This is a genomic window from Sporolactobacillus terrae, assembly GCF_019930545.1.
GTDB lineage: Bacteria > Bacillota > Bacilli > Bacillales > Sporolactobacillaceae > Sporolactobacillus > Sporolactobacillus terrae.
Window position 1 is genome coordinate 3292153 of the sequence record NZ_CP082837.1, and the last position, 24062, is coordinate 3316214.

The 24062-nt window shown below is 40.8% G+C and carries 22 protein-coding genes; 17 read left to right on the top strand and 5 right to left on the bottom strand.

Annotated features, from left to right (window positions below; genetic code table 11):
* The 13 genes from K7399_RS15850 (at position 1) to K7399_RS15910 (ending at position 13772) form a co-directional block, all read left to right on the top strand.
* Positions 1-645, top strand: a complete 645-nt coding sequence (locus tag K7399_RS15850) for an amino acid ABC transporter permease (RefSeq protein WP_139691801.1) — start codon at positions 1-3, stop codon at positions 643-645.
* 23 nt (positions 646-668) lie between these two features.
* On the top strand, positions 669-1430 hold the full coding sequence (locus K7399_RS15855) for an amino acid ABC transporter ATP-binding protein (protein WP_176557791.1): 762 nt from the start codon (positions 669-671) through the stop codon (positions 1428-1430).
* 160 nt (positions 1431-1590) lie between these two features.
* Positions 1591-2661 carry a pyridoxal phosphate-dependent aminotransferase gene (locus K7399_RS15860; protein ID WP_223362426.1) on the top strand — a complete coding sequence of 357 codons (1071 nt, stop codon included), beginning with the start codon at positions 1591-1593 and terminating at the stop codon, positions 2659-2661.
* Positions 2662-2691: 30 nt separating this feature from the next.
* Complete coding sequence (locus K7399_RS15865) at positions 2692-3639, top strand: phosphoglycerate dehydrogenase (RefSeq protein ID WP_139691796.1); 948 nt, start codon at positions 2692-2694, stop codon at positions 3637-3639.
* 113 nt (positions 3640-3752) lie between these two features.
* Complete coding sequence (locus K7399_RS15870) at positions 3753-4727, top strand: bile acid:sodium symporter family protein (protein WP_223362427.1); 975 nt, start codon at positions 3753-3755, stop codon at positions 4725-4727.
* Positions 4728-4843: 116 nt separating this feature from the next.
* On the top strand, positions 4844-5575 hold the full coding sequence (locus K7399_RS15875) for an IclR family transcriptional regulator (RefSeq protein ID WP_176557778.1): 732 nt from the start codon (positions 4844-4846) through the stop codon (positions 5573-5575).
* 330 nt (positions 5576-5905) lie between these two features.
* Positions 5906-6319 (top strand): RbsD/FucU family protein, encoded by a 414-nt coding sequence (locus K7399_RS15880; RefSeq protein ID WP_223362428.1) that lies wholly within the window; start codon positions 5906-5908, stop codon positions 6317-6319.
* A gap of 82 nt (positions 6320-6401) precedes the next feature.
* Positions 6402-7004, top strand: coding sequence for a KpsF/GutQ family sugar-phosphate isomerase (locus K7399_RS15885; RefSeq protein ID WP_139691791.1), 603 nt, complete (start codon positions 6402-6404; stop codon positions 7002-7004).
* Positions 7005-7096: 92 nt separating this feature from the next.
* A complete protein-coding gene (gene rbsK / locus K7399_RS15890) occupies positions 7097-8029 on the top strand; it encodes a ribokinase (RefSeq protein WP_139691788.1) in 933 nt (310 codons plus the stop codon).
* 60 nt (positions 8030-8089) lie between these two features.
* On the top strand, positions 8090-9427 hold the full coding sequence (fucP, locus tag K7399_RS15895; protein ID WP_218013119.1) for an L-fucose:H+ symporter permease: 1338 nt from the start codon (positions 8090-8092) through the stop codon (positions 9425-9427).
* Positions 9428-9509: 82 nt separating this feature from the next.
* The gene (locus tag K7399_RS15900; protein ID WP_139691785.1) at positions 9510-10229 is read left to right on the top strand and encodes a transaldolase; all 720 of its coding nucleotides are present in this window, start codon (positions 9510-9512) and stop codon (positions 10227-10229) included.
* 79 nt (positions 10230-10308) lie between these two features.
* Entirely contained in the window at positions 10309-12318 is a 2010-nt protein-coding gene (gene tkt, locus K7399_RS15905; protein ID WP_139691783.1) for a transketolase, read from the top strand.
* Between the two features lie 434 nt (positions 12319-12752).
* A complete protein-coding gene (locus tag K7399_RS15910) occupies positions 12753-13772 on the top strand; it encodes a LacI family DNA-binding transcriptional regulator (protein WP_223362621.1) in 1020 nt (339 codons plus the stop codon).
* Positions 13773-14119: 347 nt separating this feature from the next.
* On the opposite strand, the gene K7399_RS15915 is transcribed toward K7399_RS15910, so the two are convergent.
* From K7399_RS15915 to K7399_RS15925, 3 genes are read right to left on the bottom strand one after another with little or no spacing between them, the layout of a single operon-like run.
* Positions 14120-15382 carry a PTS ascorbate transporter subunit IIC gene (locus K7399_RS15915; protein ID WP_139691780.1) on the bottom strand — a complete coding sequence of 421 codons (1263 nt, stop codon included), beginning with the start codon at positions 15380-15382 and terminating at the stop codon, positions 14120-14122.
* A 35-nt stretch (positions 15383-15417) separates the two neighbouring features.
* Positions 15418-15711 (bottom strand): PTS sugar transporter subunit IIB, encoded by a 294-nt coding sequence (locus K7399_RS15920; protein ID WP_176557777.1) that lies wholly within the window; start codon positions 15709-15711, stop codon positions 15418-15420.
* 2 nt (positions 15712-15713) lie between these two features.
* Entirely contained in the window at positions 15714-16163 is a 450-nt protein-coding gene (locus K7399_RS15925) for a PTS sugar transporter subunit IIA (protein WP_139691778.1), read from the bottom strand.
* Between the two features lie 452 nt (positions 16164-16615).
* Between K7399_RS15925 and dapA the strand changes: the two genes are divergently transcribed.
* Both dapA and K7399_RS15935 read left to right on the top strand, forming a co-directional pair.
* Positions 16616-17617 (top strand): 4-hydroxy-tetrahydrodipicolinate synthase, encoded by a 1002-nt coding sequence (gene dapA, locus K7399_RS15930; RefSeq protein WP_223362429.1) that lies wholly within the window; start codon positions 16616-16618, stop codon positions 17615-17617.
* 172 nt (positions 17618-17789) lie between these two features.
* Complete coding sequence (locus K7399_RS15935; protein WP_139691776.1) at positions 17790-18071, top strand: CehA/McbA family metallohydrolase domain-containing protein; 282 nt, start codon at positions 17790-17792, stop codon at positions 18069-18071.
* Between the two features lie 451 nt (positions 18072-18522).
* On the opposite strand, the gene K7399_RS15940 is transcribed toward K7399_RS15935, so the two are convergent.
* Entirely contained in the window at positions 18523-18954 is a 432-nt protein-coding gene (locus tag K7399_RS15940; RefSeq protein WP_028977505.1) for a YrhA family protein, read from the bottom strand.
* 4 nt (positions 18955-18958) lie between these two features.
* Positions 18959-20818, bottom strand: a complete 1860-nt coding sequence (locus K7399_RS15945; protein WP_223362430.1) for a T7SS effector LXG polymorphic toxin — start codon at positions 20816-20818, stop codon at positions 18959-18961.
* A 728-nt stretch (positions 20819-21546) separates the two neighbouring features.
* Here K7399_RS15945 and K7399_RS15950 point away from each other — a divergent pair.
* On the top strand, positions 21547-22959 hold the full coding sequence (locus K7399_RS15950) for a glycoside hydrolase family 32 protein (protein WP_139691773.1): 1413 nt from the start codon (positions 21547-21549) through the stop codon (positions 22957-22959).
* 20 nt (positions 22960-22979) lie between these two features.
* The gene (gene scrK, locus K7399_RS15955) at positions 22980-23855 is read left to right on the top strand and encodes a fructokinase ScrK (RefSeq protein WP_223362431.1); all 876 of its coding nucleotides are present in this window, start codon (positions 22980-22982) and stop codon (positions 23853-23855) included.
* Positions 23856-24062: the final 207 nt, after the last annotated feature.

A 24062-nucleotide genomic window follows, 5' to 3' on the forward strand; every position in this document is an offset into this window, starting at 1 on the left:
TTGGACTTTTCAGTTATTAAGCAAGGTATACCTTTACTAACTCACGGTGCATTAATTAGTTTGGAAATTTCACTACTTGCCATTTTGTTTGGAACAATCGCCGGATTCTTGTTAACTTTAATGCGACTTTCGCACAGCAATGTACTTAGAGGACTATCAGCAACTTATGTGTGGGCGATTCGAGGACTACCTGTGTTGATTCTGCTTTTTCTTATTTATTATACAACACCGTTCGGAATTCGACTGTCCGCGTTTGTTGCCGGTGTTTTAGGATTAACCATTAATGCGGCAGCATTTAAAGCAGAAATTATTCGTTCAGGAATGCTTGCTGTTTCAAAGGGTCAGATTGAAGCTGCCGAAGCTATAGGCATGAGTCCCTTGCGCGTGATGTTTCATGTAAGAATACCTCAGGCAGTGCGAATTATTATTCCTCCGTATATCAGTAACTGTATTGCCATTTTAAAAGAGTCGGCAATGGTATCGGTCATTACGGTTCCGGATTTGATGATGAACGCACAGTCTCTGTATAGCAGTACCTATAAACCGTTAGAGACGCTTGGATTTGCTGCTGTTCTCTATCTTGCGATGACAAGTGTCATCATGTTGATTCAAATCTTCGCTGAGAAGAAACTACAGACTAAATGAAAGGAGCGTAACTGATGACCAAAATGATTGAAATTCAACATCTAAAAAAGAATTATGGAGAAAAAAAAGTACTCAGTGATATAAATTTATCGGTGTCTCAAGGTGAGGTAGTGACCATCATCGGTCCGAGCGGTTCGGGAAAAAGTACATTGCTGCGCTGCATTAATTTATTGGAAGTGCCAAGTGGTGGGAAGGTTTTGATTGATGGAACAGCAGTCCGTTACAAAACCAATAAATCGAACCTGTTGACCATTCGCACACGGTTTCAGTTGAGTGAGTTGAGAAGTCAAGTCGGTATGGTTTTTCAACATTTTAACTTATGGACGCATCGGACGGTTTTACAAAATATCATTGATGCGCCGATGATGGTTCAGAAAAAGTCATATTCTGAAGCGGTTGCCATTGCTGAAAGCCTCTTAAAGAAGGTCGGTTTGTTTGATAAGAAAAATGAGATGCCTTACCATCTCTCCGGTGGACAGCAGCAAAGAATTGCAATAGCTCGAGCACTTGCAATGCAGCCAAAGGTCATACTTTTTGACGAAGCAACCTCTGCCCTTGATCCAGAGACTGTCGGTGATGTGTTGAAAGTCATGACTGACCTTGCGCATGAAGGAATGACCATGGTTGTTGTGACTCACGAAATGCAGTTTGCTCGGCAAGTATCGGACCGTGTACTTTTCATGGAAAACGGGGTTATTCAGGCTGAAGGAACCCCTGATGAACTCTTTCGTAATCATTCGAACAAACGTATAGCCGAGTTCATTCATCATTTTCAGGCTGATTAACGCATCAATTGCAGCATGCTTATATAAAAACGAAATGAAAGGTTGTTGTGTATTGATGATACATAGCTCAGACCGTATAAGTGACATCCCCTTTTCGAGTATACGTCAGGTTTTTGATCACGCTGCGTCGTTGGAGAAAAGTGGTATAGGTATAACACATATGGAAATTGGCCGTCCTGATTTTGACACACCACAATCTATAAAAAAAGCTGCAATACGCGCGCTTCAAGAGGGGAAGGTTCATTACACGGCCAATGCAGGTATTCAGGAATTAAAAGAATCGATTTCCCGAAAACTAGCTGTTGAGAATCAATTTTCTGTTGATCCTGAAAAAGGTGTCGTGATTACGATTGGCTGCAAAGAAGCGATATTGGACACCATGCTTGCCTACATTAATCTGGGTGATGAGGTACTCGTTCCTGATCCATCATGGCTGGAGTATCAAAATATAGTCAAATTGGCCGGTGGCGTTCCGGTTCCCGTCGCGCTTAGAGAGGAAGAAGAATTTCTTCTGAATCCGGATGATGTACGTGAATGCGTTACAAGCAAAACAAAAATGCTTATTGTAAATTCGCCGCAAAATCCGACTGGAGCCGTGTTGCCTAAATCCTATCTGCAAGCCCTTGCTGAGATCGCAAATGCATTTGATCTGATTGTACTTTCAGATGAAATTTATGAAAAACTTATCTATGACGATGCAAAGCATGTTTGTTTTGCAAGTCTTCCAGGCATGGCTGAGCGAACCATTGTAATTAATGGGTTCTCGAAAGCTTATGCCATGGACGGATGGAGACTGGGCTATGCTGCCGGAGAAGAACATTTGATTCAGCCCATTCTCAAAGTACATCAATACAACACATCGTGTTCGACTTCTTTTGCCCAATATGGTGCGGTGAGTGCTTATGAAGGTTCTCAGGAAAGTGTTCGCGCTATGGTGAACGCATTCGATCAGCGAAGAAAATTAATCATCAGTCGACTTCAACAAATGGATGGCGTTCATTGTGTTGTTCCTAAAGGAGCATTCTATGTTTTTCCTTCATTCAAGTCATTAGGAATGTCATCAAAAGAACTGGCCATTGCCTTGCTGGAGCAAGCACACATTGCTTGTGTTCCTGGGGAAGCGTTTGGTAATCAAGGGCAAGGTTATCTGCGAATGGCTTATTCAGCGAGTTATGATCAGCTGGAGCAAGCTATGGATCGGCTCGCTCATTTTCTGCAGAAATACAGATAGGATTTTATGTATTCATGAGGAGAGCGTGAAATGAAAATACTTTTTAGTGTCGGAAATGCCTTTGTTCCGATTCATCAAGAGATGGTCGTGCAGATGGAACAGCTAGGGGCAGAAGTGGAGTGCTTAACGTTTGAACAATCAATGCATCCCGAGATTGTAAAAGAGAGAATTGAGGATGCAGACATCTATATCTTAGCGGTAACCAAGGTCGGTCGCGACGTAATTGACTGTGCCAAGTCACTTAAATGGATGATTAAGCTTGGAACGGGTGTCGATAATATCGACGTGATGTATGCTGCTAAAAAAGGCATTATTGTCAGTAACGCTCCGGGCCAAAATGCTTGGTCCGTTGCTGAACTGGTTATTGGCTATATGATTGGACTTTCACGAAAAGTGTCACTGCTTGATGCACGTACAAAAAATGGCAGCTGGAAACATAGTCTAGGACTTGAGTTGTATGGGAAAACACTGGGTATTTTCGGATTTGGGACTATTGGCAAGAAGCTTGCCCGTATTGTCGATGCTTTTCAAATGAATAAGCTGGCATTTAGTTACCATCAGGATGAAAAAACGGCGGAATCTCTGCATGTTTCCTTTGTATCAATGGATCAATTATTCTCTCAATCTGACTATCTTGTGATCTGTACTGCTTTGAACCAGACAAATTATCATATCATTGATGCTTCAGTATTAAAAAAAATGAAGCCTAATGCGTTTCTCATCAATATCTCGCGCGGCGCAATTATTGATGAGAAGGCACTATTTGATGCTTTAAAAATAAACGAAATCGGTGGTGCGGCGCTTGATGTTCGTGAAATCGAACCTCCTGAAATGGTGCCTGATCTGAATAATCTATTGGTTACCCCTCATATTGGCGGATCAACCATTGAGAGCATTCAAAGAATTGCCGATGTAACACTTGAAAATATTCATCGTTTTTCTCAGGGAAAACCGATCCTTCATGTCGTGAAGTGCTAAGTTTTCTCAACCTTGATAAGGAGTGAAACGTTCTCTATGTATCTATGTACTGCAGGAAACAAAAGCGCGTCCTGCTCTAGTGATTCTATGTCCCTTCGAGGGAGTGTTACGCTTTGCTCTTAGCGATCAATCGTTTTCTCGGCAAATGGCTGCCGATTTTAACACCAGCAAGTGTGATTATTGGTATATTAGCAGCTCCTTTGTTTCAACCCTTTACCGCTCTTGTTCCATGGCTATTCGCATTGATCACATTTGCAGGCAGCCTTCAATCAAATATTACAACTGCTCGTCATGCGATGGCCCATCCATTGACTCTGTTTGTTTCATTGACGATTCTTCATGTGCTCACTCCGCTGTGGGCATGGAGTATTGGTCATTTGTTTTTTTACGGGGATGTGTATACAACCACTGGGTTAATTCTCGCCGTCGTTATCCCTACAGGTATTACAAGTGTGATCTGGGTGTCAATGTATCATGGGAATATACCGATTGCATTAGCGATTATCTTCATTGATACGATGCTTTCACCGCTTATTGTCCCTTACAGCATTCATTTATTGGTCGGGCAATCGATTCAGATGGATGTGGCCAGCTTAATCTTGGGGTTGCTCTTTATGATTGTTGTGCCTACAATTGCCGGAATGACGACAAATCAAATCATTAGAGATAAATCGGTGGTCAAAAATGTGACGATCATTTTATCACCAATAGCCAAAATGAGCCTACCGTTTATTATTGCGATTAATAGCTCATCTTTGGCATCTTATATGAAAAGGATAGATTTTAATTTTGTGAAAATAACTCTAGTTGTTCTTTTGATTTCTATTAGTGGCTTTGGATTTTGCTGGATTTTGAGTCATTTATTCAAGCAAAGTAACGAGAATGCGGTTGCGCTAATTTTCACAGGTGGAATGAGAAACATCAGTACAGGGGTTGTCGTTGCGGTTACTTATTTTTCGCCGCAGGTGGCACTTCCCGTTGTTATGGGGATGTTGTTTCAACAGACATTAGCAGCGGCAAATGGTCATTATATCCGTATGCGACAAATAAATAAAATTGATCAAAAAATAGTCAAGCATTCACGTTGATACGCATAATCAAATATTTTTGATAAGCAAAATTTGCTATAATGAATACTAGAAACGGTTTCATAATAGAATTCAGTATGTGAATTTTGTTTTGATCATTGGAAAAGGAAGATATTATGAGCGCTGAAAAAACATTAGCAATACTGGACTTGTTTGATTTTGAAAATCGCGCATTAACGGTTTCTGAAATTGCAAAAAGATTAAATCAGCCTGTAAGCAGTTCTTATAGACACTTACGTGTTTTAAAGGATTTTGGCTATGTTATGGAAGCATCCGATGGAAAATATCGCCTAGGCTATCGCTTCTTGAAGATGGCGAGAATTGTGCGGAGTGATAACGGTTTAATGACGGTTTCCAGACCTATTATGGAGAAACTCATGGAGGAAACAGAAGAAACGATTATTTTATCTGTTCGTTCTAATTTTCAAGCGGTATGCCTGGATATCATCGCTTCACTTCGTCCTGTGAAAGTAACTTCAGTTCAGGGTGGAATTGTCCCATTGCATTGTGGGGCAACATCTAAAGCACTTTTGGTTTCCTTGGATGAATCATTTATTGATAAACTTTTTGAATTGAAATTGGTTAAAAAATATACTGAACATACATTAACAGACAAGAAAAGTTTAATGGAAGATATTGATCAAATTCGCCGTGATGGCTATTCATTCTCTGACAGCGAATTAGATGAAGGCGTGGTTTCCTATGGTGTCCCGCTTCATGATTACAACGGCAACGTCATTGCGTCACTTGGCATTTCCGGACCAAGAGAAAGAATAATTAATCAGGATCGTCAACAACTTGTTGATCAGTTGAAAAAGGCGGGTAAAGAAATTGAACACTACATTTAGAATAGAGTGTTCGTATAATAAGAAGAATAAAGTGAGAAACAGAACGGATACACGGGTACCTGTAGTTAAGACACTTAAAAAAGGTGTTTTATCTACAGGTGTTTTTGTGAGGCTAGGCAAAATCACCGCGCGCAGTAAGGTTCAAAAATTAACAAAGTAAATTAAGGTTAGTTACTGTCAAGGATGAGCTGCAGTACTGAGGGTGACGATTTATCGTAGTATACGCTGATAAAAAGCAAAATATTATCATTGACATTTTTAAAGCGAGGGAATAATATACAATATGTAAGCGCTTTAGTAAACGATTACTTTTTGTGGGAGGGGTTTATCATGTTAACTACAGAACTATTACATCCAGCCATTTTACGAGCGATTGCAGCCTGTGGTCATGGTGACAAAATTTTGATTACGGACGGAAATTATCCTCTGGACTCTGATGTCAATGAAAAGACGGAGAAGGTTTATCTAGCACTAAAACCCGGTTTACCAAAGGTTACGGATGTGCTGTTAGCGTTAAAGAGTCAAGTGAATTTTGAAAAAGCTGAAGTGATGAGTCCTGGAACGGGAGAGGATCCTGAAATTTATAATGAGTTTAAGAAAATTTTAGAGATTGATGAACTTACTAAGCTGGGACGTCAGGAATTCTATGATGCTTGCAAAAAGGCAGATAATCTGAAATTGGGAATTAACACAGCTGAGGAACGCGTTTTTGCGAACATTTTGCTCATGATTGGTGTTCGTTAAGTCATTTTCGTCATTAAATGGGGAATTTTTTTATTGATAAAAAAGTAAACGATTACTATTTTATGGAGAAGGGTGATTTAAAATGACTGCTAAATATGATCAGCTATTAAAAAAAGTTATAAATCAGGAAATAATTTCTTTGCAGAATATCGAAACAAAAATCAATCAAGAGTACAACCAAGTGATTGATGCTGTACTCAATACGACTGGAAAAGTAATTTTTTTAGGTGTGGGAAAATCCGGACACATTGGCAAGAAATTGGCGGCTACATTTGCAAGCACCGGTACGCCTTCATTTTTTGTTCATGCTACTGAGGCGGTACATGGTGATCTTGGAATGATTGAGAAAGATGACCTTGTCGTTGCGATTTCAAACAGTGGAGAAACAAAAGAGGTACTCAATACATTTGTTTCATTGAAAATAATTGGTTGCAAAGTTATTGCATTAACAGGGAATAGAGAGTCCAGTTTGGCAAAGAAGAGTGACTTATTGCTTGAAGTCAAAGTTTCAGGAGAAGCTGATGAATATAATCTTGCCCCGTCAAACAGTTCAACTGCTGCCTTAGTAGTTGGAGATGCCGTTGCTTTAACTGTTTCCCATCTTAAAGGATTTAAACCTAATGATTTTGCTGTATTCCATCCCGGCGGTGCTCTTGGCAAACGGCTACTCGGAGAGGAACTTTAAAAAATCTTGCTCTAATGAGAAAGGTTTCGAACTCTCTCTATGGCTGGGCATGTTCTGGTAAGGCGTATCTTTGGAGATGAGGAGGAAGTGCCATGAAAAGCATTCTTGTGATTGGTAGCTTTATGACGGATTTGGTGATTCAATCGGATCGATTTGTCAATGAGGGTGAGACCCTAATCGGAAATTCATTTGGTCAATTTACGGGGGGAAAAGGAGCGAATCAAGCGGTTGCTGCTGCTCGGCTTGGCGGAACCGTGGAGATGATCGGGAAATTAGGAACGGATAGTTTTGGGAAGGATCAAATTGCTTCACTAGAAGCAAATGGGATTGCACACAGTCATGTTATGTTTACGGATAAAACGAGTTCAGGAATCGGGAATCCTCAACTTGATTGCAATGGACGGAATCGAATCGTTATTGTACCCGGAGCAAATTTCACATTTACTTCAGAACAACTTATTGCTCTTGAGGATGTAATTAAAGAGTCGGATATTATTATTTTACAGCTGGAAATCCCCATTGACACTGTCTATGAAGCAATAAAGTTAGGGAAGCGTAATGGGAAAATTGTACTTTTAAACCCGGCACCAGCACAAAAACTTGATCTGCACTATGCCCCAATGGTGGATTATATTATTCCTAATGAGCATGAGGTCGTGCAACTTACTGGTGGCATCGTTGCAGATACTGAGCCGCATATTCGTGGTGCTGCAGAAGCTTTATTAAAGCAGGGATACAATAATGTCTTAATAACGCTTGGTGAAAAGGGAAGCTATTTCAAAAATGCATCAACGGAGATCAACGTGCCTGCCTATAAGGTTAAGGCTATCGATACAACGGCAGCCGGAGATTCCTATGTAGGTGCGTTTGCCTATGGGGTAGCAAATGATTGGTCAATAGAAAAAACGATGCGTTATGCAGCTGCAGCTTCAGCACTTACGGTAACCAAGATGGGGGCGCAACCCTCACTTCCAAGTAAAGATGAGGTTGATCATTTTCTTGAAGAACGAAAGACAGCCATTTGATCGATCGTTTTACTTTGGAATCGCTCTATTAAACTAAAAATGAATAAGGGGGCATATGACATGTCAAAAAAAAAGGGGTGGGTTGAACAGACTGATGGTTATCTGAATAAAACGCCTACTTTTCAATTTATTTTGGTTACCATTCTATTCGCTCTATGGGCGATTGCTGCAAGCTTAAATGACATTTTAATTACACAATTTAAAAGTGTTTTCCAGCTGAGTGATTTTGCAACCGCTTTCGTGCAAAGCGCTTTTTATGGAGGATACTTTCTGGTAGCCATTCCAGCTGCGCTCTTTATCAAAAAAAATAGCTATAAGCTGGCGATTATTGCTGGACTTACATTCTTTAGTCTTGGCTGTTTTCTCTTTTTTCCTGCATCTAGACTTGCGACGTACAGCGTATTTTTGATTGCCATTTTTGTCATAGCCATTGGACTCAGTTTTCTTGAGACCTCTGCGGATACCTATAGTTCATTATTGGGGCCGCGAAGATTGGCTACCGTACGTTTAAATATAAGTCAAACATTTAATGCCATTGGCGGCATTATTGGTATTCTATTAGGAAAATATCTCGTCTTCACAGATCACAATCTGCAAGAAGAAATGGCGAGGCTTAGTGATGCAGAAGCAATAAAATTTGGTCAGCAAGTACTACAGCGAACTTTGACACCATATATATATGTATTGATCGTTCTCATCGTGATGATCATCCTCTTCTCCGTAACTAAATTTCCTTCTGGGAAGGTTCGAAAGAAATCGGGTGAAATTGATTCGGCCAAGTTCGGAGAGACGATGAACTACTTGCTTCATAACAAGCGTTATTGGAGAGGGGTTTTGGCACAATTTTTCTATATGGGGGTACAGACAGGGGTTTGGTCCTTTACGATGAGGCTAGCGCTCGATATGTTTCCGCACTTTAATGAAAAGTACGTTGCAAATTTTATGCTTTACAGCTATATCTGTTTTTTTGTTGGCCGTTTTCTTGCCAGTTACTTGTTATCTAGATTCCGAGAGACCATTGTGTTGACCGTCTATGCAGTCATTGGTACGGTCATGTTGATTGGAACAACGTTTATCCCTAATATGATCGCAATTTATTTAGCCGTTGGTGTCAGTTTACTACTGGGTCCGGGATGGCCAACGATTTATGCGCGTACCTTAGAGACGGTTGATGACAAGCGCCACACTGAAACTGCCGGCGCGATCATTGTTATGGCAATTGTCGGAGGGGCTGTTCTTCCTGTCATTCAGGGTTTGATTTCTGATGCGACCACGATGCAGTTCTCATTTATTGCAACGGCTGTTGAGTTTGCATGGGTTGCTTGGTATTTTATCAGCGAAATCAAATATGACATTCGATCAACGGTCACCAATAAGTCACATTCCCTGGAAGACTAATATTGAGAAATGTAGCATGATATGATAAGGTTTATGTGAAAGAAAAAAGTAAACGATTACTATATGAACGGAGTTGTGTGTGATGAATCTTTCTAACTTAAAAATTGATGTTTATTCGGATGGCGCTGACATTAAGGACATGAAAGAAATGGCTAAACTTAATTTTGTAACCGGATTCACAACTAATCCATCACTAATGAAAAGTGCCGGTGTTGAAGATTATCTTACGTTTGCAAAAGAAGTAGTTAAAGAATTTCCTGACAAATCTCTTTCCTTTGAAGTTTTTAGTAATGACTTCGAAACGATGGAAAAGGAGGCACAGGTTATTCATCAGCTCGGCAGCAACATTTATGTGAAGATTCCAATTATCACAGCGGATGGTGAAAGCACCGCACCGCTGATTAAAAAGCTTTCTGATCAAGGAATTTTTATTAATGTTACAGCAATTGCAACGATTGATCAGGTGAATGATTGTGTCGCAGCATTCGCACCCGGCACAAAGAATCTGGTTTCTGTTTTTGCCGGACGTGTTGCAGATACAGGAACGGACCCTACTGAATTCGTAAAGCAGAGTGCTGAGATTTGTGGGCCTGTTAAGGAAGCTTATCTACTATGGGCAAGTACACGGGAAGTTATTAATGTTTTCCAAGCGCAGGAGCTTGGCTGCGACATCATTACGGTTCCACCGTCGATCCTTAAGAAGTTAAGTAAGATCGGCAAGAGTCAATTAGATGTTTCGCTGGATACGGTGAGAGGCTTTGCAAGGGACATTCAATCATTAGGCTACAGCATCTTAAGCTAAGTAGAAATGCGACAAGATATAGAGCATCCTGCTGAATATAATTCTATCTCATCATGCCATACAGAAAGGAATTCTTGATATGAAGAAAACAGTGGATGAATTAGCCATTGATACAATTCGTACGTTGTCGATTGACATGATCAACAAAGCCAATTCAGGACACCCAGGATTGCCGATGGGAGCAGCTCCGGCAGCGTATACTCTTTGGTCTAAGACGATGCGTCACAATCCGAAAAATCCTAAATGGTTTAATCGCGATCGTTTTGTTCTTTCAGCCGGTCACGGTTCAGCTTTGTTATATAGCTTGCTGCATTTGTTTGGTTATGGATTAACGATCGATGATTTGAAACAATTCCGGCAGTTCGGAAGTAAAACTCCAGGACATCCGGAATACGGTGAAACCGTTGGTGTTGAAGCGACGACCGGACCACTCGGGCAGGGGTTTGCAATGGCGGCGGGAATGGCAATGGCTGAAGCTCATCTTGCCGGAATGTTCAATCGCCCAGCTTATCCTGTTATCGATCATTTTACGTACGTGCTGTGCGGTGACGGAGATCTAATGGAGGGAATTACTGCTGAAGCAGCTTCGTTAGCCGGTCATTTACAGTTAGGAAAATTGATCGTTTTGTACGATTCCAATAAGATTTCTTTGGATGGGGTAACCGACAAGGCATTTACCGAGAATGTTCAAATGCGTTTTCAATCCTACGGCTGGCAAACCTTAACAGTAGCTGATGGCAATAATACGCGTGCGATTGAGCAGGCGTTGAACCGTGCACGAGAAAATGTAAATAGGCCGACTTTAATTGAAGTACATTCTGTGATTGGCTATGGTGCGCCTGGTGTAGCGGGGACACATAAAGTTCATGGTTCACCACTTGGCGAAAAGGAGACACGATTGACGAAGCAGGGCTACGGCTGGAATTATGAGCCTTTCTATGTACCTGCCGAAGTTTATCACCAGTGTGCCAAGACGAGTGCAAAGGGTGAATCCGCCGAACGAGCATGGCATGTGTTGCTTGAGGACTATGCCAAGGTATATCCAGAGAAATGGAGGAAATTGAAATCCTTTCTGTCGGGTGATATTCCTGTAGGCTATGAACAAGCTCTTCCGCAATATGAACCAGGTGTAAATGGCGCGACACGCAGTTATTCAGGTAACATTTTACAAGCACTGAACAAAAAATGGCAACAGTTATTTGGTGGATCAGCCGACCTGTTTTCTTCAGTGAAAACCTATCTTAATGATAAGGGTGACTACCAAGCGGATCACTATGATCACAGCAACATCTGGTTCGGTGTTCGTGAGTTTGCAATGGCTGCAATTGTGAACGGAATGACTTTACACGGTGGGGTTAAGGCTTATGGATCAACCTTCTTCACATTCTCTGATTATATGAAACCAGCCATTCGTTTGGCAGCGTTAATGAAGATCCCATCAATATTCGTCTTTACTCATGACAGCATTGCAGTAGGCGAAGATGGCCCGACTCATGAGCCGATTGAGCAACTGGCTGGTTTGCGATCAATTCCTAATTTGAATGTGATTCGTCCTGCAGAAGCTGTGGAAACTAGAGAAGCATGGCGTATTGCAATTGAAAGTAAGGACGTACCCACTATACTTGTCTTAACACGGCAGAACACCAAAACTTATGAAGGAGAAGTGCTCGGTGCAGAAGCAGGTGTTCGACGTGGTGGTTATGTCGTTTCTGAAGCCTTTTCATCGCAACCTGAGCAAGGGATTCTCATTGCTACCGGATCTGAAGTGGCGCTTGCCATTGAGGCGCAGAAGTTATTGCTGAATGATCAGATTAATGTACGTGTCGTTAGCCTCCCATCGTTCGAACTGTTTCATAGGCAAAGTGAAGACTATAAGCAGCATATTCTTCCGCCGAATTTAACGAATCGTGTAGCTATAGAAATGGCAGCCTCCTTTGGTTGGGAACGCTATGTCGGCTTGGATGGAAAATTAATCACTATTGATCGTTTTGGTGCTTCCGGTAAAAGCAATGATGTAATGAAAGCTTATGGATTTACGTCAGAACATGTCGCAGCTGTATTTACGCGTTTACTTCAGAAACAATTGTAAACGCTTAACTTAGCTGTTTGAACAACTCTATACGTAAAATAATCAGATAAGGGTCTATTTTGACACGCGAGGGTCATTATAGATGCTTATCTTTTTTTGCTCTGGAGTTACATTCTGATTCAGCAATGATCATAAGTGAGGGGGGAAGAGATCGAGGGGACTCATCTAGATCCGGAAATTTGCTAATTAGTGGTTTAATCGCAATCATTTTCTATAACACAAGTTCTGAAGAATGAACGACTCATGGAGTAAGATTCTTAAACTTGCGTTTTTTTAATGCTATTTAACCAAACAATAGTGCAAGAGAGACAAATCCTAAGATTTGAAAATACTAAAAAGATAACGATTTCTTGAAAGATGGTGGTTCTTTTAGGTACAATACGTGTATGTACCTGTTTAATCCTATTTGAAAAAAAGGAAATTATGTGAATGCGATGAAAAACATAACGATTAAAGAAGTTTCAAAGCGAGCCAATGTATCTACTGCTACAGTTTCTCGCGTACTTAATAATAATTACCCAGTTCGGGAAGAGACGCGTGCCAAGGTACTTAAAGCCGTCAGAGAATTGAATTTCTCACCGAGTCATGTTGCGCGAAATCTGAGAACACATCAGTCAGATCTAGTTGCCATGGTTGTTGCTGATATTACAAACTCTTACTATGCAAAAATTGCTAAGATCGTGGATCAGCACTTGTTTATAAAAGGCTATAATTTACTCGTATGCAGTACCGATGAATCCCAGAAAAAAGAAAAGCAATTTCTGAACATGCTCATTAAGAAAAATGTGGATGCAGTGGCAATTTCTTCGGTCTCAAAAAATGCAGCAAACATTCAAACTGTGATTGATAATGGCATAAAAGTTGTGTTGCTTGATCGAAAGCATTCTGGATTAAGAGTTCCCTATGTTGGAAACGATAACGCAGCTGAAAGTTATCTACTCACTGAACATTTGATTCAGATGGGACATGAGAAAATTGCATTGGTTTCAGGTCCGTTGCACACATCCACTGGATTCGAACGTTTGCAGGGTTATAGAGAGGCTTTAATGACACATGGACTTCAGGTTCAAGAAAAGTTGATCTTAGAAGGCGATTATTCAAGAGATTCTGGGTACAAGTCAATGAAGAAAATCATCATGGAAGTTAAGGATGTTACAGGGGTTGTTAGTTCAAACAACTTGATGACTGAAGGAATTCTGCATGCTGTAAAGTCAGAAGGAAGGAGGATTCCTGAAGATTATTCTGTCGTATCATTTGGTTCTATTGACAATGATGACCTAATTACGCCAAAGATTTGTTGTATTGATCAGGATAGTGAGGCAATCGGTAATGAGGTATCGAAACAACTCTTAGACTTGCTGAATTCTTCGTCTCAATCGGAAAATTCAGTAAGCCGACAGTGCATTGTGTATGATCGGTTTGTCCCAGGTGAGTCAGTGCGACGAATAGAGTAACAGATGAGCGTGAAGAAAAATCCGAGGAACGGTTAATACCGTCTCTCGGATTTTAGGGACACGACAAATGGACCAATTAGCTGTGTACCTTTCTGTAATGATCTGCAGTTTCGCTTAGAAATTGAGCGCTATGAAAAATAGTGTCTTTGTTTCCCTTTGTTAAAAGACCGCTGACACCGAAAAAATCTGCCCCGTTTTCAAACCGTCCTTTTTAGATTTGCATTGGCAATACCGAAGACTCTTAGCTCTTTGCCTATCGTTTGAACGAACAATGACCATAATGCAGCTTCGATAAATTCTTGTCATTGTCTCGTTCTTTGCATATTAAATCGCCTCAAGCACAGCTTCTATTTAAAGAGAGATAATAGAGAATTTAACAAGGAACCGATGATGTTGTAGTCGATATTTGGAAAAGTTGTACCGGAAATGCCCATATCGCCAAAAAGCGGGTAAAGAAGAGCAGGTAGAATTGATAACATCAAGCCAATAACGAAAGAACCAAGTACTGCCCCTCGCCATCCGCCGGTCGCATTGCCGAATATCCCGGCGGTACCACCAGAAAAGAAGGCAATATGCGCTGCAGGAATGATGACGACTGAAGATCCAAAGAAGATCATGAGCACCATGCCAAGAAGACCTGCACCATATGAGACGAGAAATCCAAGAATCACAGCCATTGGCGCATAGGGAAATACAGTAGGAACATCGAGAGCAGGACGTGATCCGGGAATGAGTTTTTCTGAAATTGCAACAAATGCAGCAGTAATTTCAGCAAGAAACATGCGTACACCTTGAAGCAGAATTGCCATACCGGCTGTGAAGGTAAAGGATTGAATAAGAGGGAAAACCAGCCAGTTCGTTGTGCCTGCAATTTTTGCAGTAGCTTCTGGTCCAGCTTTGAGTGTTGCGACATAGAAAAGAATGAGCATGATCACGGCAACACTTACTAAAAAATCTTTAAAAAAGGAAAGCCATTTTGGAAATTTAATATTTTCAGCACTTTCTTTTTGATACTTTCGAAACAACATGCCTAGTGTTCCAGCAAGAGCATAACCAACCATATTAAAGTGACCAATTGCTTGTTTATCGGAGCCGGTCAGCTTGCGCATAAAAGGTTGACAAATTTGCGGCAATCCTGCTGAGCATAGACCTAATATAGCTCCACCAAGTAGAATCGTGATCCAGTCGGTGAGTCCATAAAACTTCAAAATTAGAGCTAACACGCAGGCAAAATACAAAAGATGCTGCCCAGTAAAGAAAATATTTTTTAAAGGGGTAATTCGTGCAAAGACAATATTCATGACAAAGCCGAAAATCAATGTCAGGGAAACGACGGTACCGTACTCATTTTGAGCAAGTGCTGTGGCGGCTTCAGGCGAAGCAAAAATGCCGCTCACATGGAACCCGTTTGTAAATAAGGTGTTGAAATTTTGCAGCGATCCGGTAATTGTTGTGGCACCAACTGAAAAAATCAAAAAGCCGATGATTGTTTTCGCCGTTCCTGTAAACACTTCAGTTCCCGATTTTTTTTGTGCAAGCAAGCCAACAAGTGCTACGATACCAAGGATAATGCCTGCGTTACTGAATAGGCTAATAATAAAGTTAATCATTTGTTTTCACTTCTTTCCCTTTAAATGTAACCCGATCATTTTTCAGCTTCTAGTTCATCTAAAACGTTTTGAAGTTTGGTGTATATTTCATCCTTATCTACAATGCTATTGATACCGACAATTTTCTTTTTTGGTTTTTTTGCTCTTAGATCATCTGCTACATCACTTAAGGCAAGAATGATATCGCCGTCATAACCATCGATTTCATCCAATCCGACATGCGTCAATGAAATATCCAGATTATGTTCAGTGATGACTTCATTAATTTTAATCTTTAATATTAAACTTGAACCAAGACCAGCTCTGCAGGTAACTAATGCTTTATACATGATCAATTCCCCGTTTCTTTTATATAGTTTAGAATCTCATTTGGATTATTTGATTGATCTAACAATCTAAAAAAAGTTTCATCCGTCAATAATACGGTTAATTCCTGTAGTGCTTTAATATGGTCATCGCCGTTCGGAGCGCTTAAACAGAACAGATAAATTACCGGATCGTTTGCTTGATTGCCAAAAGTAACGGGTGTATCTAGGGTTGTTACGCCAATCCCTAACTTTTTCACTCCAAATTTTGACGGTGCATGTGGGAGTGCAATGTTTTTGGCGATAACAATATAAGGGCCCAGATCTTTGGCAATTTCAATAATTTTCGATACATAAGTGTTATCGAAGCAGCCGTCCTCTAATAATGGTTGGGCTGCAATGCGTACGGCTTGTTCCCAGTTGTTCGCATGAGTCTTTAGCTGGATGTATTCCGTTTTTACTAAATCAGAAAGCATACGCTCACCCTCTCTTCGTAAGAACATCAAATGATTTTAATCATGGAGAACCACAGGATAGAGGAAAACTCCCGCTTATAAGTAAGCGGTTACAAAAAATTAATCTACATGCACAGAACAAAGACGACAAATGAAAAAAAACTAAGCAACAATGTAAACGATTACTATAAAACTTACAAATGGAGCATAACACACTATATTCATTTGTCAATAGAGTTATTCCTCCAATAAATTTTAACAAGTGGAAATTAATAGTGTGGCCTTGACTGAACGCTGCAATGGATGCAGTAGTATATAGTTCTTTTGAAGAAAATTTAGTTGATTTATTCACAAGGTGTTCATGTACTTAGAGCGCGCGTTAGTGTTGACAAAAGAAAGGGCGACGTTTATTATCAAAAGCAAGCACTTTGTAAACGATTACATTTATTGTGTTTGGAAGATCTCTTTATGTTTTGAATAAAAAAGGATCGTGCATTGAACAGGCAACGAACCATTCTTATCTGCTGTCAAAACGGTTAGCCAATGCTGAGTTCATGGTGCAATTAATGATGAAAGAAGTGAATTTTATGGAGATAAATGGAATCATTACTGCAATGGTTACACCAATGTCTGAAAATGAAAAGATTAATGTTCAGGGAACAAAGGACTTGATCAACCGGCTAATTTCAAAAAAAGTTGACGGATTGTTTATATTGGGAACTAATGGTGAATTTCATACTTTATCGAACCAAGAAAAGATTGATTTTGCAACACTTGTGATCGAAACCGTAAATCATCGAGTACCTGTTTATGTTGGAACAGGTGGCAACAGCACTAAAGAAGTGATTGAATTATCAAAAATAATGGAGTCTCTAGGTGCAGATGCGTTGTCTGTGATTACTCCATATTTTCTTACTGTATCTGAGCAGGAATTATTGCATCATTATCGGTCAATTGCTGAATCCGTAAATATCCCGATTATTCTGTATAATATCCCGGAAAATACTGGAATTAATTTGCATCCTGAATTAGTTAAAAAATTAGCAAAAATACCCAATATTCAAGGGATAAAAGATAGCAGCGGTAAAATTGAAAATATAAAAAGATATCTTGAAGAAACACGAGGGCAAGACTTTTCTGTACTCGTTGGTTCAGATTCGAAGATCTATGAAGCATTAAAGTTAGGAGCTCATGGCGCCATAGCGGCTACAGCAAACGTGATTACTGAAAATGACGTGAACATTTATCAATATTTTAAATCTCGGGAATTTGCCAAGGCTGAAAAATGTCAAGAAGATGTTAATGTGTTACGCAAAGTTCTCCACAAAGCCACTACTCCAGCTGTGTTAAAAGCAGCTGTAAATCTCCTTGGCATCGAAGCCGGCTCACCTCGACTGCCGGTAGCTAAATGTAAACCTGAAGTTGTTGATGAAATGAAACAATGTCTTGATTATTTCAATCTGGAACATAAATAAATGATAAATTAAGAGATTGAGCATCCTAATCATTATGACAGGGATGCTTTTTTGTATTAGGAGCAGGTTATCGAATTTAATTTGTGCTGATGTTGTTTCAACGACGTTTTTTTAATTCTGCGCTTAATGGCTTGAGCTTCTTGCGCAAGCTCTTTTTCCAGGAGCGGACGGTGTGTTCGGAGACATGGACGGCTTCGGCAATGGCGTAATCGCTGAGCGAAATGAACGGGCAATTGAGTGGCGGCACAACCAACTCTGTGACGGGAAGAAGATTCCGGCGATTGGCGGAAGTGACTTTCATCGCCCAGGTTTATTCAACAGTTTGGGCGTACTGACGTATTGCGTCTATGCCTGGTCAAAAGATCCAGAGGATATTCTTTCGGCAATACGCTATGCATCGAAACTGGATCTGACGTGCGGAGAAGCTTCGTTCGGCGATACTATAGATTTGTAAGGGATTGGACCGTTCGCAACTTGTGTGCGCGGGAATAGAGGTGTGCTCCACCGATTAATTTTATTTTCACGGATTCAGCGTGTTTCGCGAGCGCTGTTTTTGTGACCATGCGCGCTTTGCTGGCGGCTTCTATCTATAAAAAAGCACCTGTTGCCTAACAGGGCAAATCAAGTGTTTGACAATTCTATAATATACTTCTAAATAGTACTGAACTGGTTTCATATGGACTATTTCGATGGCACTACATCCCTTGGTGATGACGGAAATAATTGTACACAATATTACCTTTGAGATTGATTTTTTCACTATTGAAAGCATGATATATTATCCTGAAATCAGTTTTTTGGGAGACATGGGATTAACCTTATGATCACGCAAAAGTCGATCGATTTCACAATGTTTCAGTTATCGGTTGATTTTATTATAGATGATTAATAGTCGCATGCATTAGTTATAAAAGATTTTTAAGTGCCTGTTCAAACATTTGATTAAAGTGATCAAATTCACAAATTAAATCTCCACTTGGTTTATCGAGTTCAACAAATTTGTTTTTTTCAATATCATAGGCATACCAGGAGATATTTCCATCTCCCAAAAAAAGATAATGGGTGTTGCTTTCAATGTCCCACCAAATTTCATTTGCAGAAATTAGATTGTTATTTTCATCGCCTGGATCAGAGTTATAAATGACTAATCCATTATAGTTTAACCCATCCATTTTATTTAAAAAATGTTCATACTCTGAAAACCATAGATTATGTCGTACATGGTCCGACACCCATTTTTTTAGGCGATCTATATTTTCTTTTTTTGCTGATAATCTCATTGAACGGCCGCGTGATTTTTTTTTGTTCTCAATTTGAGATAATAATTGATCCAACATGTTTTTACTCCTTTTCGGGATAAATGTGATTTCTAGGGATTGGCCATTGAATGTGAACAGAATCTCCTTCATTCAAATGCCCTGTTAAATTTTTCTGGGCATTAGTTAAAGCCTTATGGTATGGATCATTTCTAATTAAAACAAGATTGCTATAAACATTTGTACCTCCATCATCCAATGGCAATTTATGATGAACCTGATAATTATCTGGGATACATCCATCCTTCAAATCTTCAATGTCTACATCACTTAATCCTGCATCTATTAGTCTATTGATTGAATTTTGATCTTTGACTAGATACTTCGCGAAGTTCTTACGAACAGAACTGTCAAATTTTCTTCTTAATTGATTGAATTCATTTCTGTTCCGCTTCGTATAAGTTATCTCTTTCATATCCACATTATCTAAAATAATAGTTTCCCCTTTTAAAGTACCTGAGAAACTATGATCATCAAAAGCGTAATTATGTTTATTTTGAATTGTCTTTTTAATTGACGCTTGCTGAATGATGCTTCTGACGTTATTAATAGGATCAATAAAGGTACTCTTTCCAGCGCTTTCGCCAATCCTTGAAAGCTTATCTCTTAAGCCAGAGGAGTTAATTGAATTATACGGGACATCTCCTGCAATTTGAACTTTTGGCGCAAATGGGTTATTCCATCCGTTAATTTTATCTGCTGCTTTGTTTGCGTGTTTAACTACGCTTGCTTTTGCTAGTGTACTTATTTTCTTTGCCGATGTGCCCAAATTTTCTAGTTTGGCCATTTTGCTCACTTGGCCAACGCCTTTGGTTCCGACAACTGAGGTAACCAGCGTTGTTAATGCGTAAGTAACCCATCGTGATCGTGTATACGCATCCCCATGAACCATATCTTTATCATAGGATTCAGTTATCGCTTGGGCAATGAGTGCCGACGTTTGCTTCCAATTCCATAGTGCCATAACCGTGTTTGTTGCGGTTTTTAGGGGATCCCGGACCATATCGATAAATCCATAGACTATATCTTTACCTGTATCAATTAAACCTTGCGTGATCCCACGGTTGATTTTTTCCTTTAAAAGGTACATACGAACATCGGGAGGCAGGCTGGCTTCAGCATTCATTATTCGTGCCTGTTCCTGCTGCTTTTTGATCTCCAGATACTGCTGTGTTTGCTTCCGCATTTCATCCTGAACTTGATAGATTTTGCTGTCGTGATAGGCGGTCGCGTTGAAATGCATCGGCTGCACGTCCGCGCCTTGACGGGTCGCATGGATCAGTGCTTCATAGAGTGCTTGGATGTGCGGCAGGTCTTCACTGATTTGCCGGTATTCGTTGGTCAAAGACTGGTCTAGATCTTGAACATCAAGCGCTGTTTGTGCGCGCTTTTTATCTGCGGCATCAAGTTCCTGATCGACATCATGGTTCGAAAAGACGTTGATCGGTACCAGATCCGATATACTGCTCAGAATCTTGGCGATGTCATCACGCTGCTCGCGCACCATTTCCTTGGAACGCGCGTAGCCCATGGAAAGGTCCTCATTCAAAAAAGGGACATGAATCGCTGTGTCTCCGCCAAGATGCTTATCTTCGATTGAACCGGAAACACCTTGGAAATAGGCGATCTTCTTATCAATCAGATGCAGCCAGGCATCGACGACATTGATTTGTCCTGAATAAAAGTGTTTAATCGCGGCCGCACCTTTGCCTTGAAAATCAGAGCCGAGTCCAGCGATCTGCTGGAATGCGGTGCGTAAGTTATGGAATTGATCGCGTAACGTTTGGTAGTGTTTGGCGTGTGCTTTGGCGGCTGTGATTAGGGATTCGGCATCGTAGGTTTGTGTATCGCCGGCTGAGCCGGAGCCGCCTATGGTTACTCTCATTTTATCACCTTCAGAATAGGAACTGTTCAATGGGATTGATGATCAGGGAATGCAACGCGATGTGTCTCTGGAAGGAACAAGCGATGAAGGTTCATTGTTTTAATTTGTCTCTAGTATACAAAATGTGACCAATTGATGAACACGGGCGAAATGCCTAAAAGGGCATTGAGATTTTACGAAAACACAAGTGATCGACATGATTCGACATTAAATGCCCTGCCATTATGACTATGCAACAGATAACCTAAGGTCAAGATACAGATAGAGGGTACAACACCAAAAATAACCGAAAACTGTTGAATCATTTGGAATGCTTGGCGACTTCCGAGTGCGTGATTTCTGGGGAATAAGCCGATCAATCCCCGGCCACATTCGTTGCTTTGTACCTTTGATGTACAACCAGCTACTTTTCAAAGAACGGTGGCTTTCCCCCATTGATTCAAGCTGTTCTTTTAGAGGAATACGTACTTGAGCCATCCCTGAGTCTTTCCTTTAATTTTTTTAAAGAATAGCTTGATAATAATTGATACCGCTTACATAATGCGTTTAGCTGTTTAGGCACCTATATTCCCGGTTTTTCTTATTGCGACTATGCCTTTCGCAGGGAAGATTATTAAGATTGCCCAGATGAAGTGTGGCGAAGCGGGAAACTCCTTGTTATCCTGGATACAAGAGGCGAGAATCAGTCGAAAACAAAGCCTTAACCGTTCGAAAGGAGTTTGTCATGAATGAATCAGATAACGAATGACCGATATAGGCAAAACTATCATATCATGCCCCCAAAAGGATGGATGAATGATCCCAATGGATTATGTTTTTTTAAAGGCTATTACCATGTCTTTTTTCAGTATCATCCCTATAGTGCAGAATGGGGACCAATGCACTGGGGCCACATGCGGAGTATGGATCTGGTCCATTGGCAAGAGTGCCCAATCGCGCTAACGCCAGGGGATAACGAAGACAAAGACGGTTGCTTTTCCGGCAGTGCTGTGGTCAAAGATGGTCGGCTCTACTTGATCTACACAGGCCATCACGACAAAGAAAATACAGACCAGAAACAGTACTGGCAAAATCAAAACCTTGCCTACAGTGAAGACGGAATTCATTTTAAAAAATACGAGAAAAACCCAATAATCAGTCACCCGCCTGAAGATAATGACGTTGATTTTAGAGATCCAAAAGTTTGGCAAGACAAAGATGAATGGTTCATGGTTTTAGGAAGCCGCGATCAAGCGGGATTGGGAAGGGTCCTGTTATATGCCTCTCATGACTTATTGAACTGGGACTATTTCGGTGTGATCAGCCAATCAAATCATCCGGAAAAGGAAGGGTATATGTGGGAATGCCCCGATTTTTTTCAGCTGGATGGACAGTATATCCTATTAACCTCGCCGCAGGGAATTGTTTCACATCATGACAGGTGCAAAAACATTTTTCAAAGCGGGTATTTTATCGGCGATTATAAAGACGGTGTCTATACGAGAGGCTGCTTCCGAGAAATGGATGCTGGGCATGACTTCTATGCAACACAAACCATCGAGACCGATGATGGCAGGCGTATTTTGCTCGCTTGGATGGCGATGTGGGAGAACAAGATGCCTGAGCAAGCGGACGGATGGGCGGGAACCATGACGCTTCCGAGAGAATTAAAGCGGGTTGGAGATAAATTATATGCATACCCGATCCCGGAATTAAAAGCGCTTCGATCAAAGCTTCTTCTATCAAAAAATGAATCCACCAACGCGATCAATTTTTGCAGCAAGGCACATCAACTGGAAATTGATGCTAAAATGGATTGGAGGAGTCATTCAACGATCGCTTTAGTGATGAATGATCATAACGGCAGTGCGCTTATTTCTGTGACTTTTAACGCTGATGATGGTAAAGTTGTCCTTCACAGGGTCGGCCCTGATGCAGAGAGACAAACCGTTATTCAGCAATCCGATGACTTAACAATGAAGGTCTATGTCGATACGTCATCTTTTGAATTGTTTATTAACCATGGAGAAGCCACCTTTTCAGAACGGTTTTACGCGGAAGGCGCGCTTTCCTTTAAAATAAGTGCACAAGAACGTGTTTGGTGCACAATGCATGTCTATGAACTGGGAAATCATCGCAACAATGCGATGATCGATAAATGAACGATGAGGAGATGGAGGACATGTTATTAGGCAGTATTGAAGCAGGCGGTACGAAGTTTGTCTGTGCGGTTGGAAATGAAGATTATCGAGTACTCGAAAAAGCAACGTTTCCGACGACCGATCCAAAGACCACGTTTGCACAGGTCATCGACTTTTTTAAAAAATTTAACGATCTGGCCGCGCTGTCGATCGCTTCTTTCGGTCCGATCGAGATCCAAAAAAACAACACAAGATACGGATACATTACCGAAACACCAAAAAAAGGATGGAGCAATACCGACTTTGTCGATCCGATAAAAAAAGCGTTGAACATTCCCGTATTTTTCACCACGGACGTAAATGGATCGGCATACGGCGAATATGTTCTTGCGCAATTATTTAATGAAAAGATACGATCGTTGGTCTATTTAACCATTGGTACCGGTATTGGTGGCGGGGCGATCATCGACGGAAAGATTGTCGGATCCCAAGGCCATACCGAAATGGGACATGTACGGGTCAAACGTCATCCGGATGATTTAGATTTTGAAGGGCTCTGTCCGTTTCATCACGATTGTCTTGAAGGACTTGCCTCAGGGCCAACCTTTGAAGCGAGACTGGGCATTAAAGGACAGGATGTCCCAAAGGATCACCCGATTTGGGACATCGTCTCGTACTATGTTGCGCAAGCTGCCATTCAGCAAACGATGATTCTGCGCCCGGACAACCTTGTATTCGGCGGTGGAGTAGTCAGCGAACCGTTCCTGGAAAAAGTACGGCGTGACTTTGCGCAATTAAACAATCAGTATGTCCAGGTCCCTGACTTAACGACCTACATCCGCATGCCAAGAGCCAAAGACAACGGATCAGCAACACTAGGCAACTTTGCACTGGCATTTAATGAATTAGGAAAATGACGCGTGCGTGATCAATCGATGGACAGGTAACACTTCCCCTTTGCGTAGACAGATGTAGGTGGTCTGTTTCGCCAAAGGGGAATTTTGTTTAAAAAAAGCTGTTTCTTACCATCTATTATCACATTTTTATTTTTGACCAAATGCACCAAAGTATTGGCGTTGAAATTCATGTGAACGAAAGTTGTATGGCTGGAATCTGTCACGAGA

What these genes read in the sequence shown, in the direction of transcription:
- fucP (WP_218013119.1), top strand. Translation starts at nt 8,090, where the DNA reads ATGTCAAAAAAAAAGGGGTGGGTTGAACAGACTGATGGTTATCTGAAT.
- K7399_RS15880 (WP_223362428.1), top strand. Translation starts at nt 5,906, where the DNA reads ATGTTAACTACAGAACTATTACATCCAGCCATTTTACGAGCGATTGCA.
- K7399_RS15855 (WP_176557791.1), top strand. Translation starts at nt 669, where the DNA reads ATGATTGAAATTCAACATCTAAAAAAGAATTATGGAGAAAAAAAAGTA.
- K7399_RS15875 (WP_176557778.1), top strand. Translation starts at nt 4,844, where the DNA reads ATGAGCGCTGAAAAAACATTAGCAATACTGGACTTGTTTGATTTTGAA.
- K7399_RS15940 (WP_028977505.1), bottom strand. Translation starts at nt 18,954, where the DNA reads ATGTTGGATCAATTATTATCTCAAATTGAGAACAAAAAAAAATCACGC.
- K7399_RS15950 (WP_139691773.1), top strand. Translation starts at nt 21,547, where the DNA reads ATGAATCAGATAACGAATGACCGATATAGGCAAAACTATCATATCATG.
- K7399_RS15860 (WP_223362426.1), top strand. Translation starts at nt 1,591, where the DNA reads ATGGAAATTGGCCGTCCTGATTTTGACACACCACAATCTATAAAAAAA.
- K7399_RS15885 (WP_139691791.1), top strand. Translation starts at nt 6,402, where the DNA reads ATGACTGCTAAATATGATCAGCTATTAAAAAAAGTTATAAATCAGGAA.
- K7399_RS15945 (WP_223362430.1), bottom strand. Translation starts at nt 20,818, where the DNA reads ATGAGAGTAACCATAGGCGGCTCCGGCTCAGCCGGCGATACACAAACC.
- scrK (WP_223362431.1), top strand. Translation starts at nt 22,980, where the DNA reads ATGTTATTAGGCAGTATTGAAGCAGGCGGTACGAAGTTTGTCTGTGCG.
- K7399_RS15920 (WP_176557777.1), bottom strand. Translation starts at nt 15,711, where the DNA reads ATGTATAAAGCATTAGTTACCTGCAGAGCTGGTCTTGGTTCAAGTTTA.
- tkt (WP_139691783.1), top strand. Translation starts at nt 10,309, where the DNA reads ATGAAGAAAACAGTGGATGAATTAGCCATTGATACAATTCGTACGTTG.
- rbsK (WP_139691788.1), top strand. Translation starts at nt 7,097, where the DNA reads ATGAAAAGCATTCTTGTGATTGGTAGCTTTATGACGGATTTGGTGATT.
- K7399_RS15915 (WP_139691780.1), bottom strand. Translation starts at nt 15,382, where the DNA reads ATGATTAACTTTATTATTAGCCTATTCAGTAACGCAGGCATTATCCTT.
- K7399_RS15865 (WP_139691796.1), top strand. Translation starts at nt 2,692, where the DNA reads ATGAAAATACTTTTTAGTGTCGGAAATGCCTTTGTTCCGATTCATCAA.
- K7399_RS15900 (WP_139691785.1), top strand. Translation starts at nt 9,510, where the DNA reads ATGAATCTTTCTAACTTAAAAATTGATGTTTATTCGGATGGCGCTGAC.
- K7399_RS15910 (WP_223362621.1), top strand. Translation starts at nt 12,753, where the DNA reads ATGAAAAACATAACGATTAAAGAAGTTTCAAAGCGAGCCAATGTATCT.
- K7399_RS15925 (WP_139691778.1), bottom strand. Translation starts at nt 16,163, where the DNA reads ATGCTTTCTGATTTAGTAAAAACGGAATACATCCAGCTAAAGACTCAT.